The 13,557-nt window shown below is 64.8% G+C and carries 11 protein-coding genes; 3 read left to right on the top strand and 8 right to left on the bottom strand.

Annotated elements, in window-relative coordinates; translation table 11 throughout:
• The first annotated feature begins 68 nt into the window (after window positions 1–68).
• A complete protein-coding gene (locus tag FBY28_RS00600) occupies window positions 69–1,232 on the top strand; it encodes a hypothetical protein (protein ID WP_141863499.1) in 1,164 nt (387 codons plus the stop codon).
• A gap of 202 nt (window positions 1,233–1,434) precedes the next feature.
• On the opposite strand, the gene FBY28_RS00595 is transcribed toward FBY28_RS00600, so the two are convergent.
• The 7 genes from FBY28_RS00595 to FBY28_RS00570 form a co-directional block, all read right to left on the bottom strand.
• Window positions 1,435–4,827, bottom strand: coding sequence for a hypothetical protein (locus FBY28_RS00595; RefSeq protein WP_141863498.1), 3,393 nt, complete (start codon window positions 4,825–4,827; stop codon window positions 1,435–1,437).
• A 469-nt stretch (window positions 4,828–5,296) separates the two neighbouring features.
• Complete coding sequence (locus FBY28_RS00590; protein WP_141863497.1) at window positions 5,297–6,070, bottom strand: HAD-IIA family hydrolase; 774 nt, start codon at window positions 6,068–6,070, stop codon at window positions 5,297–5,299.
• 343 nt (window positions 6,071–6,413) lie between these two features.
• On the bottom strand, window positions 6,414–7,793 hold the full coding sequence (locus FBY28_RS00585; RefSeq protein ID WP_216847406.1) for an alpha/beta hydrolase: 1,380 nt from the start codon (window positions 7,791–7,793) through the stop codon (window positions 6,414–6,416).
• A gap of 256 nt (window positions 7,794–8,049) precedes the next feature.
• On the bottom strand, window positions 8,050–8,790 hold the full coding sequence (locus FBY28_RS00580; RefSeq protein ID WP_141863496.1) for an ABC transporter permease: 741 nt from the start codon (window positions 8,788–8,790) through the stop codon (window positions 8,050–8,052).
• 89 nt (window positions 8,791–8,879) lie between these two features.
• On the bottom strand, window positions 8,880–9,023 hold the full coding sequence (locus FBY28_RS25925; RefSeq protein ID WP_216847405.1) for a hypothetical protein: 144 nt from the start codon (window positions 9,021–9,023) through the stop codon (window positions 8,880–8,882).
• Complete coding sequence (locus FBY28_RS25920) at window positions 9,014–9,313, bottom strand: TetR/AcrR family transcriptional regulator (RefSeq protein ID WP_216847404.1); 300 nt, start codon at window positions 9,311–9,313, stop codon at window positions 9,014–9,016. Before FBY28_RS25920 ends, FBY28_RS25925 begins: the two co-directional genes overlap by 10 nt.
• Window positions 9,314–9,364: 51 nt before the next feature.
• On the bottom strand, window positions 9,365–9,727 hold the full coding sequence (locus FBY28_RS00570) for a hypothetical protein (protein WP_216847403.1): 363 nt from the start codon (window positions 9,725–9,727) through the stop codon (window positions 9,365–9,367).
• Window positions 9,728–9,904: 177 nt separating this feature from the next.
• Here FBY28_RS00570 and FBY28_RS00565 point away from each other — a divergent pair, with 177 nt between their 5' ends.
• Entirely contained in the window at window positions 9,905–12,109 is a 2,205-nt protein-coding gene (locus tag FBY28_RS00565) for an arylsulfatase (RefSeq protein ID WP_286177594.1), read from the top strand.
• 10 nt (window positions 12,110–12,119) lie between these two features.
• On the opposite strand, the gene FBY28_RS00560 is transcribed toward FBY28_RS00565, so the two are convergent.
• Complete coding sequence (locus FBY28_RS00560) at window positions 12,120–12,824, bottom strand: TetR/AcrR family transcriptional regulator (RefSeq protein WP_141863494.1); 705 nt, start codon at window positions 12,822–12,824, stop codon at window positions 12,120–12,122.
• Between the two features lie 99 nt (window positions 12,825–12,923).
• Between FBY28_RS00560 and FBY28_RS00555 the strand changes: the two genes are divergently transcribed.
• Window positions 12,924–13,544: a GAP family protein gene (locus FBY28_RS00555; protein ID WP_160145445.1), complete on the top strand. Its 621-nt coding sequence runs from the start codon at window positions 12,924–12,926 to the stop codon at window positions 13,542–13,544.
• The last annotated feature ends 13 nt before the right edge of the window (window positions 13,545–13,557 follow it).

Below are 13,557 nucleotides of genomic sequence, written 5' to 3'. Positions count from 1 at the left end.
GGCCGGCATGCGCCGGGTCACCCTTGGAGCCAACGCGCCGTGTCGCTTGCTGCTGGCATGATGAAGCCGTGGACGAGCTGGAGTTCGCTGAGCAGCCGCTGACAGGGTTCGACTATGGCTACTGGTTCGATTGCGCTGCTTGCGGCACGCGGGTCAACATTGCCGCGGACCTATACGAACTCCAAACGACCTCTACCGCAACAAGACCGCGGGCCGACTTTTCGCGTTGCGGCGAGTGCGACACCGAAGTTGACGTGACCGAGCTGCGCCCGGTGCTGCGCAATCTCGACGACGCCGCTCTGCAGGACGATTGGGTCGACAAGCTGTTCTGGTATCACAGCAGCACGTACGAAAACTGGCCCGACGACGCGGCTTACGCTGATGCCTACAGAAAGCGGACCGCCAATGCGCGGGCCTTTTCGCGGGGGTGGTCCACTCCGGAAGAGCTACTCGAGCGGCACACTTCTATGGCCTTGCATGTCGGCACTTATGAAGCCGCAATCGAAAATATGTTGCGCAGACTCCACGACCAGGACGACCGGGATGGTTCGCCACGCTCGTATTGGTTACACCGTGTTCAGATCGACCTGGAGCCAGGCGACCTCGCGCCCGGCGTCGGCGAAGAACCTACCGACTGGTTAGGTAATGTCCCCTTGTCGAAGCTTGATGACGAATACGGTGGCGCACGCGCTGTCCGCTACGTCAACGTAAACGAAGCTCACGGCTCGATCTCCATGGCGATTCACCCCGCCGTGATCGCCACCGTGTCCACAATCGAAATCCCCGTCGAGGCAGTCGCCGACGAAACAGCCGCAGCCGCCGCAGCAACATGCCAGGCGGTCGATGCTCTCTCTGAGATTGCGCCGCTTCGCCCCGACACGACCGGAATCGACGACATGCTTCTGCGCTTCCCCTCCGCTCTGAAACGAACGTTTCCGGATCCTGCTGACCCAAGACGCTTGGAGATCGAAGCAGTAGCAGATCAGCTCGGTACCTACAGCAAGCAACGCAAGCAGATCTGGGATGAGCTGAAAATGATTCTTGAGTCGGAGTACCTACCCACGGTCAACGTGCAAGTCCATGAACGATTTTGCGACGCACTTGCCGACACCGAGGACCCTGCCGAATACCACCAGGGTTTTCGGCTCATGGCCTCGCTCCTGGCCCACCCTCACGAGGTGCTCGCCCAGTTTGCCCATGCCCCGATTCGCACCATTCGACTCGCAACGTAGCGACGATGCTCACGGTGCGTCGGCGACGAACAGAAGTCGGTTACCGGGCCAGTACGGACCCCAGATAAGGCATAACCGCCATGAATGACGGAAAGTCCCATAGCCAATGCGTCCCATCCGTTTCAATGATGCCCTTGTTCCCCGTTAGGAAGCCGCGAACCACGAATTCGATGCGCGTTTGATCCGTGGATCGGCAATGCGGCTAGTCGCCCGATGAGGACCCCGGCGCTACATCGGTGTCCTCGCCCCGCGCACGTCGGCTGACCGACGGGTCGGGGTCGGCCATCAAGGCCTTACGAACGGCGTCCGTCAGATTTGGTAGACCAGCAACTGCTCGCCGCACTCGTGCATCCTGGTCGCCGGCTAGGGTCTCGATCCAGCCAGCGGCTGGCTGGAGCACGCGCACTGTAGCCGCACGAATGACTCCATCGCGATCGCCAAGCAGGACCGTCAGGACGTCGGACGCGACGTCGCCCGACTCGACCAGATCGAAGAGGGCCTCGGCGCCGGCACGGCGGTTCGCCTGATCGTCGGTTGCCAGCATCTCGCAAGCGCCGGCAGTGAGATGGACGACTAGGTCGGTATCCGTCGGCAGCGGATTCGTAGCCGACGCACGGGCGACGCGGTACATGTGCGCGGCGGCCCTCAATGCCCTCGCGCGCAGGTGCCGTTGGCCGGTGTCGATGCGTATGCGGCTCAGATCGTGGTCCCATGTTCGATTTTGCTGGTCGATCGGTGAATAAAGCGGATCGTCGAAGACCCCCTTCGCGGCGCGGACCGCAGCCGAAACCGTTGTCGGGTCGAGGTGCTCGGCCAATCGACTTACGGCGTCGATAGCGTGAGCGCGCGTGCCGGCACCCTCGAGGTTGTTTTCGCTGATCGCCAACAACTTGTGCGTGACCGCGGCCGCGAGTTCCGCAGGTGGCCCGGCGGCGAGTTGCGCCGCTTCATCGACCGCTGTCGCGGATGCCGACCCGGAGGCAGGAGGATTAGGCTCGGCACCTTCCCTGTCTTCGGCAGCGCCCATCGCGGCGATCACGCCAGCTGCAGGCCCGCACCGCTCCGGGGTGAACTCGCGCGGGTCGAATTCGATGACGTCCGCTCCATCGATCGACAGCAACCCCAGCAGCAGGTTCACGGTGGCTGCCTCGTTGTGACTCAAGACCTGACGTCCAACGTTGGTGTTGAGCGGGCGCCGCAACAGGTGCGCGGCCACTCGGCGAGCGCCGATCTGGTTGGGCAACGTGTCGAGGCCCCAGGCCGCCGCACAAGCGATGGCATCGCGCAGTCCTGCCGTCGCAGCCGACACGACGTGCGCTTCGATCTCGCTGCGGGCGTCTTCGGGGATCTGCTGGACAACGTCCCATAGCTCGGGCGTCGCTTCCTGACGTGCCATGCGCGCACCGAGTACTTCCGCCAGGTGTGCCCGCCGGCTCGGTACGGCACAGTAGGCGTTGACCAGCAGCTCGGCGATCGTCTCGGCTCCTACTAGGTTGGGGTTTTCGATCGTGGGACGGGCAAGTTCGATGATGCCGTCGATCGCCAGCGCCGGGATACGCAAACCGAAATCACGCAACGCCTTGATGGCGTCCCACGTCGGGCAGGGCGCCATGAGCGAAATCTCCGACCAGAGGTCCTTTGCGTGTTCGAGCAGCAACGCCGCGACGAACGGAACCAGGCCGTCTGGGTAGCGATCAGCCTGCGCTCCAATCACTCGTACGACGGCTGACCGGCGCCGGTCGTCGCCGGTGCCTAGCCACGCGCTGAGGTCGATCGGGTCCTGTGACCGAGCTATCCGCTCTGCCTCGTCGGCCTCGCCCGCAGCGACGTGTGCGATGACTGCCGCCGACGGCCTTCCGCCTGCCTCGAGCACGTCGGCCAAGAGCGTGGTCGCAACTCGCACCCGGTCGTGGTGGCCCGCGAGCCGCGCCTCCCAAAGAAATCGTCGGGCGTCACCGAAGGCATCGGGTAGCCGGTGCCGGTGCGCCGCGTCCAGCGCGGCGAGTTGTGGATCGAATCGCTGCGCCAGGACTCGCGCGTCGCCGACGAGCGCGGCCATCAAATCGAATACGGGGGTGGGGAATTCCCCATGAGCGCTCTCGAGGTCTCTCACCGACAGCAGGGCTTGCCGAGCGTCACCGTTGAAGGCGGCTTCGCACGCGTCCTTGATGGAACTCCTCCACCAGGTGAGTGCTGCTTCATAGCCACCTCGTTGCGCGTGCGCGTAAGCCAGTCGTGACTTCGCCAAGCCCGTGGCGTGCAGGTAACCGGACTGCATCGCCACGGCCGCGACCGCGGAATATGCGGCGTCCACCGCGGCCGGACCGGATGACAGCCGCAATGACGCATCGGCGACGGCGCAGTCCAACCTAGCGCGCAGGACGGCATCGCTTGGAGACGTTGTTGCGCCGAGCAGGCGGCGCAAGGTGTCGAGATCGCCCGACAAGTCCTCGGACCGGACGCCGGCCGATAATGAACGAGGTGGATCGAAGTCGAACAGACCGTCGACGAGGGCGTGTTCCACGGTCATCAGACACAGTTCGGTGAACGCGTCGTCGGCCTCCGAGTGCAAGGTCGACAGCGCCGGGATCGCATGTTCGAGGTTCACGCCATGCTCAGCCCACTCGGTGAGCGTCCCGATCAACTGCGCCTTGGCCTGCTGCGGTTCAGTGACGGCCCTCTGAAGGAGCGTCTCGGACGAGGGTTCGAAGTAGGGCGTCCCACTCCGAACGTGCTGCAGCGCAACGGCGAACTCCAGATCGAATGCGTCGTCGGAGTCTCCCGCCGCGCGTAGCGCCCGTGCCTCGCTGAGCCGAATGGTCGTGGCGTGTGCCGGAAAGCGCTTGGCTTCGAACGTTTCGGCGACCTGATGGTAGGCATTGGCGGCTTCACGCGGCCGGGTCGGTTCGTCAGTCGACGCCGCTAACAACGTGGCGCTGACGCCGAGCACGCTCGCCGGATCGTTTGTGAACGCCAACGCATTCGGGACTGCCAGTTCGCGATCGGTGGGACGCCATCCGCACCACGCGTCGGCCCAGTGCGGACCGAACATCGCATGGACGAGCCGCGGGTAGTTACGCAGTTCACGCGAAAGCGTCTCCGCTCCCCACACCTCCACCTCGAGATCGCCCCCGTACTCGACGTTCAGCGCATCGAGAGCATCGACGTTGGCGGTGTCGGAATCGAATTCCCCAGAGGTGATGAGGACGAACTTGTCTGGATCGAACCGCCGAGGTTGATGCGGGTGAGGATCGCCCGCGTAGTCGCGGACGGCGCCCGTGATGTCGTTGGCCTGCAGCGACTGCAGCCGACGAACCTGATACAGCGTCGGTCTGGCTTCACCCAGGTGTTCCACGATGTCGAGCCCGTATTGCGTCTGTCCGCGCCGACCGTAGAAGTGGACCTTCGTGCTATTGCTGCGCCACGCGACAAACTCGGCGGCCAGCCGTTCGAGGACCTCGGGCTCAAGCTCCGCCAGCGGAAGCTGCCGGGGGTTGGCGGTGGGAAGTGTGGTTGCGAATTGCGTCGGAAGCGGGAGGTCACCCAGTGTCCGCCGTAGATAAGGCTCGTCGGTGTCGTCGCGGGGCTCAGCCACGGGAAGAGTTTACGCACTTCATCGCCATTCGAAGCGTCGACTCCGTTGTGGGTCAGCGAACGCTGAGCGCCCAAGGATCGGCACCGTATCGGATCATGAGGCTGAGGGCGATTCTTGAAGGGGCCGGGCTTCAGCGATGTTGCCGAATCCTCACTGGCCCACGGCTCGTCGGCCCTCGATGCGCAATGGCCACCAGCAAACAATCCTCCCGCAGGCCGATGTAGCGTATCGGTCAGGGCCGCCTGCGGGATCTGGTCGGCAATCATTGCCTCTCCCCTGTCAAATTCCACCCCATCCGCTGCTGCGCAACGTATGGAATACGGCGGGATCGAATATGGCGGGTTACCACTAGTCTACGCGCGGTGCATCCGGCGAACCATGCAGCACCCGAGGTCCAACCTGGGGTTCGAATGCCAGTGTCCCCGACGACATTCGTGATCAGGATGCCACCGCGACCGCGGACGTCGCTTCAGACGAGTTCGATCACGTCGGCGATGGATTCGAACACCCGACTGGGTCGGAACGGATAGCGCTCGATCTCCTCGCGCGTCGTCGAGCCGGTGAGCACCAGGATTGTCTCCAGCCCGGCCTCGATGCCCGCAACCACGTCGGTGTCCATCCGGTCGCCGATCATCACGGTGCCTTCCGAATGGGCCTCGATGCGGTTCATCGCGCTGCGGAACATCATCGGATTCGGCTTGCCGACGAAGTAGGGCTCCCTGTCGGTCGCCTTGGTGATCAGCGCGGCGACCGAGCCCGTGGCAGGCAGCGGACCCTCCGCCGATGGACCGCTCACGTCGGGGTTGGTGGCGATGAAACGCGCCCCGCCGAGAATCAGGCGGATCGCCTTGGTGATGGCCTCGAACGAGTACGTGCGCGTCTCTCCCAGCACGACGAAGTCCGGACCGACGTCGGTCAACGTGTAGCCCACGTGGTGCAGCGCCGTGGTCAGGCCGGCCTCGCCGATCACATAGGCCGAGCCGCCCGGCAGCTGGTTGTGCAGGAAGGCCGCGGTCGCAAGGGCCGAGGTCCAGATCGACTCCTCGGGCACAATCAGGCCCGACCGCGCCAACCGGGCCGCCAGGTCACGTGGCGTGAAGATCGAGTTGTTGGTGAGAACCAGGAAGGGCCGCTGCCGGTCGCTGAGCGCCTGGAGGAACTCCGCGGCCCCTGGTAGGGCATGTTCCTCCCGGACCAAGACGCCATCCATGTCGGTCAGCCAGCACTGCGGTGTGGTACTCATGCGTCCAGTCTCGCAGCTGCTGCCGCCGCTCTATATGGGAGTCGGCGACCAGAGGCACCTGCCACTCGCGTGGCGCACCAGGACAGTCGTATTTCCCGTATTGGTGGACCCGAGTTGAGGTGCTGGATCTCCCTCTCATTCGCATGTCACAGCAAATCAGACGGACTCAGATATCGGCTGGAATATGCGAGACGACCGGACGCCGGCCAGGCCGGCGATCAAGGCTTCTCCCCTGTCGCACTGCAGCCGACGGGTTTCACTTACCGCACCGTGAACTGACCCAACTGATATTGCTCGACCAATCGTCGCGTGACCTGCCACTGCGAAGCCTGGATGCAAGAGTTCACGCATGTGAGCCTTCGACGGCTCGCGTGGCGGGCGTGATCCGCTCGACCAGCCAGGGCAACGCGTCGGCGAATGCGGAGGCAGCAAACTGCCACGAGTGGAAGCCGACGGTCTTGTGCACGCTGCAGGTGATGGCGACCTTCTGAGCAGCGTCACACAGGATGTCGGCGGCCGCCTCGGCCTCGGGACCTTGCGGCCCCATCTCATCGCGGCCGCCGAGACCCTCACCGCCGGAATGGTGCCCGCCCGACGAGGAATCCTTCATCACTGCCTCGGCGTTGGCCGGTTTTATGGTGGCCGCAAAGTACCCCGAAACACCGCTGTAGGGGCCATGTTTGGCCATCACGGTCCGCGGGTCGAACGCATCGTAGGCTGACCTGTCCCCGCCGTAGAGCCGCTGGAGGGTCTGTGCCTCGGTGCCCGACACGGGACCCACGTCACCACCGATGTCAACGAATGTCGAGAAGAGATCGGGATGCATGACGGCCAGGTCAACGGCGCACGTCCCGCCCATCGACCACCCGACCACTCCCCAGTTCGTGGCGGCCGCGGACGCCCCGAACGTGGAGATGACATAGGGACGAACATCCCCGGTCAGATGATCCGCCGAGTTGCCGCGCGGACCGTTGACGCACTCGGTGTCGTTGTTGAAGCTCCCGCCGGTGTCGACGAACACGAAGATCGGCAGCTGCCCGCCGTGTGCGGCGCCGTAGGCCTCCACCGTGGGCACGAAATCGCCGCTGCGTATCCAGTCGGCCGGAGTGTTGAACTCGCCGCCGATCATCATGACCACCGGCAGGGTCGGCGGCGTGTCGCCGGCGAACCAGGCCGGCGGCAGGTACACGTACTCGCTCCGGTGTGTGAATCCACTGGAGGCATCGGAGATGTCGACCTTGACCAGCTTGCCGGTGGTGGGTTCGGTGTTGCGCAGCGCCGGCAGATCCGAGGCCGCGACTTCGTTGGGCAGCGGGCCCGCGGTCAGGGCTCCCCATGCGGACTGTAGCGACGGGTAGTAGCCGACCCACTGGTTGAGGGCCAGCGCCGAGGTCAACAGTGTCAACGGGATCACCAGCACCGAGATGATCCGTCGCCACCGGCGTGCGCTGCGCCAGCCGAACACGCCGACCGCCACGGCCAGGCCGAAGACCGCGATCCACACCCAGAGCGCGAACGGCGCCGGGTCCGAGGCCAGGCCCTGATCGTTCATATAAGTGCGGGCCGCCACTGCCACCAGCACGGCCACCGCGGCACATATGGGAAACCACACCAGCCGCCATCGCCTGGTCCGCCACCCGATGGCCACGACCAGTGCGACGACGACGACGATCTCGATGGTCAGGGGCAGCCAACCCTCCAGCAACGAGATTCCGTTCCTCATCTCCACGAGATCTTTGGGGAGCTCGACGGGGCTTGGGACCGGCGTCGGCGTCGGAGAGGGCGGCACTTGTTCATGCTTCCCGGTGATCCTGTGCGCTCCACGGGTCGCGGCTGTGAACAACTTATGGACGCGTCGTTTCCCGGAGCCGTTGTCTCACCATCATCCCGTGCGAGACAGGGTCTCCCCTCACTCCCGAGGATGCCCAGACTGCCGCGATACTGACCGCGTCGGGCCGTCCATCTCGTCGCTACGGGTCCTATCGCGTGATCGATCCGCGGGCGACGAGCTCACCCGCTACTGCCACTCCACAGACCTGTGCCAGCAGTAGCGCAATCAGAACGAGGACTTGTACTGCGCCGGCCTGGGCGGCGGACCCCGTCGCCAGCAGAACACCGACGAATGCGCCAGGGAGGGTTACCAACCCGGCGGTGCGGGCCTGGTCGAGATTGGGGATGAGCGCATCCGAGAGGGGTCGTTGAATCACCATCATCCGCGAGAAGCGTTCCGAGAAGCCGAGACTGAGTGCTGCCTCGATCTCGCCGTGGTGCTCCCCCAAGGCATCCAGAGCACGTCGAGCCGCGACTGCAGTTGCGGTCATGGTGCCACCGAGCACGATGCCGAACACTGGAACCAGGGCGACACCGGCAAGTGGGAGCATGCCGGTGAGCAGTAGCAGCGGAATGATGGCGACCATTCCTGCTGCCACGGCGACGGCCAACCACCCCGCGCCGTGCCGCGCCTGGCTGCGCCTAGCGGCGGTGAACGATGCGACGGTGAACATCACTGCAAGCACCACTACCGAGGACCACAGCTTTTGCAAAGCGACCACCAAGACGGCTGACACGGCGGCCAATTGCACCGCAGCCCGCAGCGCCGCGACAGGTGCCGCCCACGGCGATCCGTGTAAGACCACGCGATTCACCAGGGCAGCCAACACCGCCATCACCACGCAGACGGCTACGAGGGTCGGGGTCGGCAGAGGTTCGTGGGGGCTCACGGAGTCAAGTGTGCATCCAGTGACTCACAGGGACCTCCCGCTCCCCCGGACTTGGATTCCAGGCACAGCCGGCGGCGCGTGTCGACCGCTCAATCGCGACCGCGGCGAGCCGCGTCATACACGAGGGCGAGCAGGCTCTCGACGAGTTCGTCGGCCGTGGTCTGCCACTTGTCGGTTTGCAGAAGCCCGCCCATCTCCATTCCCACCGCACCATGTACACCCGTCAGGAGCATGGCGGATCGCCCTCTGGCGGGCGGAACATCAGGCGGTACAGGTGAGGCTGGCGTCGGCTCATGGTGACCACGGTGGCCAGCGCGGTCCGCATCTTCTCGAGGGGTGAAAGACCGGCATCGGCGCGCAACTGCGCCATCTCGTCCGCGAGGCGCTCCCAGCCGTCGGCCGCCACCGCCGTGAGTAGGCCGTCCTTGTCGGCGAAGTGCCGATATGGGGCACCTCGACTCACACCCGCGCGGGCGCCGACCTCACGGCTTTTGCCGTCTGAGGCAAGGCTCGCCGCTGTCATCTCGGCGACTACCCAGCTCTCTCCACGCCACCTCGCTTGAATGACCGTGTCTCAAGCGTCTTTCGGCCGGTTGAAACGATGACGTCGCAGGCCGGGTGGGAGATCGGCGACGCCGGGCCCGCCGTCGCGCAGCCAGTCGGCAATCGCCGACCCCGTCCGCTCGTCCAATACCTGGCCGAGCCAGGTCGCCCGTCCGCCCTGGCGGCGTCCACCACTCGACGGAGAAACCACCAGGACGTTCGAACGCTCGCACGGGCCAAGGCAATCCGTCACCCGCAGATCAGCGACGCCTCGAACCAAATCGCGAAGCTCGGCAAGTTGAGCCTCGTGGTCGATACGCGGGTGCTTCTTGGCCGTGCCACAGCAGCACCCTCGGCACACGGTGACGCTGGGTCGGGTTCGGTCCAGCGTCACAGTGCCGGTCCTCCTCGATGCCTATGCGATCTTGATGACTTTGCCTTCGCCAGCATACGAGGGACGACCGCGCTGTGATCGGGAGCTGACGTGTGCCGGCGAAGCGATTCCATGATAGTAATGAAGGATCATTAATTATCTCGCGGTGAGCTGAGGTGGCGCATGGACGGGCACGACGTGGATACACGATCTGGGCGCCCCAATGTGGTGATGATCGTCCTTGACGATCTCGGCTTCGCCCAGCTGGGCTGTTACGGCTCCGACATCCGTACTCCGGCCATCGATCGCCTGGCCAGAAATGGGCTCCGGTACAACCGTTTTCACGTCACCGGCCTGTGTTCGCCGACACGGGCCGCGTTGCTCACCGGTCGAAACCACCATTCGGTCGGGATGGGCTTTCTCGCCGACATCCCGACCGCGCACGCGGGTTACACCGGCAAGATCCCGGACTCGACGCCGACGTTGCCGCGCCTACTGCGGAATTCCGGCTGGAGCACGATGGCCGTCGGAAAGTGGCATCTGGCACCGCGCGGCGAGCGGACGAGCGCCGGTCCATTCGGCCGCTGGCCGTTGGGGCTGGGGTTCGAGCGTTACTACGGTTTCCTGTTGGGCGACGCCAACCACTGGGACCCGCAGCTGGTACGCGACAACTCCTATATCGATGGGCCAGATGTGCGCCCAGCGGGTTACCACTTGACCGAAGACCTCACCGACGAGGCGATCAGAATGGTGATCAGCCAGCAGCAGTCCGCGCCCGGTAAACCGTTCTTCCTCTACTTCGCCACCGGTGCCATGCATTCGCCGCACCACGTTCACAAGGAGTGGTCCGACAGCTACGCAGGGCATTTCGACATCGGATGGGACGCCTGGCGAGACCGGGTGTTCGAGCGCCAGCTCGCCGAAGGGGTGGTGCCCGCGGGCACCACCCTCACCGAGCGGCCCGATTGGGTACCCGCCTGGAGCACTCTCACCGGCGACGAACGCGCCGTGTACGCGCGCATGCACGAGGTCTATGCGGGATTTCTCAGCCATACCGACAGCCAGATCGACCGATTGCTCAAAGCCCTTGAAGAACTCGATGTCCTCGATGACACCCTCGTCCTGATCATGAGCGACAACGGGGCCAGTGCGGAGGGCGGTGTCGCGGGAACAAGCAACGAGCACCGATTTACCCATCGGGTACCGGAATCACCGGCCGACAACCTCGACCAGCTGACCGACTGGGGCGGAGCAGCGGGATACCCCCACTATGCGTGGGGCTGGGCATGGGCCGGTAACTCACCGTTTCGGCTGTGGAAGCGGTACGCGTGGCTCGGCGGCACACGCGTACCGCTGATCGCACATTGGCCGCGTGGCATTCGCAACGGTGGCGCCGTCCGAACGCAGTTCGCACACGCCATCGACATCATGCCGACGGTTCTGGAGGCATGCGGAGTGCGGCTGCCGACGTCGGCTTCCGCAACGGCCGACAGCGCCATGCACGGCGCAAGCTTGCTTCCGACCTTCGATGACGGCGAGGCGCCCGCGCCCCGATCCACTCAGTACTTCGAAGTCGTCGGTTCTCGATCGATCATCGCCGAGGGCTGGAAGGCAACGACCGACCACGTGAGCCAGGGCGTGATGGACGAGGAGGTGTTGCTCGACGGAAGCCGCGACTTCACCGCCGATCGGTGGTCGCTGTTTCGCTCCGACGATTTTTCGGAAGCTCACGATGTCGCGGTAGCCCACCCCGACGTGGTCTCGCGTCTGATCGCATTGTGGGACCTCGAGGCCGCCCGCCATGACGTGTTACCGCTGACTGACTCATTGGTGGCCCGGGCAGCAGGGATGGTGTGGCCGGACTTTCCGCCCGGGCAACGCGTGGTGTTGCGGCCGGCGGGCGGACCCGTCGTCGATGAAGCGCTCCCCCTGTTGTACAGCCGGTTGTTCGCCGATATCGAGGTTCCTCCGGAGGGGGCTCACGGTGTGTTGTTTGCGATCGGCAACTGGACCGGCGGACTTTCGGCGTACGTGATCGACTCCAGGCTGCATATTGCGATCGCCGCACCCGGCGGCGATGTCCGGGTGCAATCGGATCGACTGCTGATTACGGGGCGGCACAACGCGGGTTGTCGGCTGCATCGCCTCGATGGCGGGACGCGCGTGGAAGCGGTGATCGACGATACCGTCGTCGGATCGGTGTACACACCGCTGACGCTGCCCCATGTCTGGCAGCATGGCGGGACAGCATTGCTCCTGGGTCGGGACCGTGGTTTGCCGGTCTGCGCCGATTACCGGCCGCCGTTCGAGTGGGGTGGTCGATTGCTCTCGGTGACAGTCGAATCCGATCTGGACTCGGTGCCGGGCAGGGAACTTCTCGAGGCTGCGCTCAAGTCGGAGTGATGCGGCGCCGTCAACGTTTCGCTGCGTCGACGGTGTGGGTCGATGCCGGCGCGCGGATGATAGCTGCCAGGGAATCGATGAGGTCGGACGCGAAGACGGCTGTCGGCGGTGCGCCGGCCGCGGTTGCGCGCTGGCGCTGGTGGTCGGCGACTGCGTTCAGACAACTCGTGTAGACGAAACGAAGTCGCGCCGCGGCGACGACTTCGGGAAGTTTCGAAAGATGCTGCCAGAGAATCTGGTTGAGCCGTTGACCATGCTCGGTCATGGTGGGATCGGCGAGAATCCACGCATGCCCGCCCGGTTCGGCGTATCCGTGGAACATCAGCTGGGCTACCAGCTCGACATGCCGCTCGCCCCTGTTGATGCTGTCGATCTGCGGGAGGACCAATGCTTCGAGCAGGCCCCTGAGTTCGGCCGGTCGGCGGGCCGAAAGGGCATCGTCGAGAAGCCGTCCACGCTCTCTGTCGATGCGTTCGAGCCGGTATTCGAGAATCGCCTTGATGAGGTCGTTCTTGGATCCGAAGTGATAGTTCACCGCCGCGGCGTTGCTTTGTCCGGCAGCAAGTCTGATCTCATTGAGGCTCACGGCGGCGATCCCGCGGTCGGCGAACATCGTCTCCGCGACAGTGATGAGCTTGATGCGCGTCGCTTCTCCGCTGCTGTTGCGGCCGCGCCTGCGCGCCCGGTCCCCGATGCAGTCCGACTCCGTGGGCATTGACTGATCGTACTGATCGACGGTGAGTAGGTATATAATGAGGTTTCATTATTTATTCGACCGGTCGACGGCTGCGAGGGTGCAATGTGGGCAGAGCTGATGTCTCTGGCCCTCGTCATCGCCGTATCGCCCGCCTCGGTGGTTCCCGCAATCCTGATACTGCACACGCCTCGACCACTGGCATCGGGTTGGTCCTTCGCCGCAGGCTGGGCGTTCTCCCTCGCCGTGGTAACCGGTCTGTTCGTGAAATTATCCGGAAGCCTGCCCACCGCCGGAGGTCCAGCGCCGGTGTGGGTACGACCCGCCATCATGGCTTTGGCGGTGCTCCTCGTACTCGCCGGTGTCCTCACCTGGATGCGCCGCGGCCGCGCCGCTCACGCACCGGCATGGCTGCGCGCCTTGGATTCCGTCACCGCCCGGCGGGCGCTGGCAGCCGCCCCGGTTCTGGTGATGGTCAACCCCAAGGTGCTGTCCATCTGCGCCGCAGCCGGATTCAGTATCGGCTCGACCGTCGGCGTGCACGCGTGGGCCGATGTGGCCGCGTTCGCCGTTCTTGCAAGTCTGACGGTGATCCTGCCGGTGTTGAGTTACTCGATCTGGCGCGAGCGCATGGACGGGCCCTTACACCGTCTCAGGATCGCCCTCGAGCGACATAACGCCGCGATCCTGGCGGTGATCCTCGTCGCCGTCGGCCTGATGCTGCTGCTGAATGCTGCTTGATCACAACGTTGCC

It is taken from the genome of Arthrobacter sp. SLBN-53, assembly GCF_006715585.1.
Taxonomy (GTDB): Bacteria; Actinomycetota; Actinomycetes; order Mycobacteriales; family Mycobacteriaceae; genus Mycobacterium; species Mycobacterium neoaurum_A.
This window is presented reverse-complemented; position numbering and strand designations above follow the sequence as displayed.

What these genes read in the sequence shown, in the direction of transcription:
- FBY28_RS00590 (WP_141863497.1), bottom strand. Translation starts at nt 6,070, where the DNA reads ATGAGTACCACACCGCAGTGCTGGCTGACCGACATGGATGGCGTCTTG.
- FBY28_RS00585 (WP_216847406.1), bottom strand. Translation starts at nt 7,793, where the DNA reads ATGAGGAACGGAATCTCGTTGCTGGAGGGTTGGCTGCCCCTGACCATC.
- FBY28_RS25925 (WP_216847405.1), bottom strand. Translation starts at nt 9,023, where the DNA reads ATGCTCCTGACGGGTGTACATGGTGCGGTGGGAATGGAGATGGGCGGG.
- FBY28_RS25920 (WP_216847404.1), bottom strand. Translation starts at nt 9,313, where the DNA reads ATGACAGCGGCGAGCCTTGCCTCAGACGGCAAAAGCCGTGAGGTCGGC.
- FBY28_RS00560 (WP_141863494.1), bottom strand. Translation starts at nt 12,824, where the DNA reads ATGCCCACGGAGTCGGACTGCATCGGGGACCGGGCGCGCAGGCGCGGC.
- FBY28_RS00555 (WP_160145445.1), top strand. Translation starts at nt 12,924, where the DNA reads ATGTCTCTGGCCCTCGTCATCGCCGTATCGCCCGCCTCGGTGGTTCCC.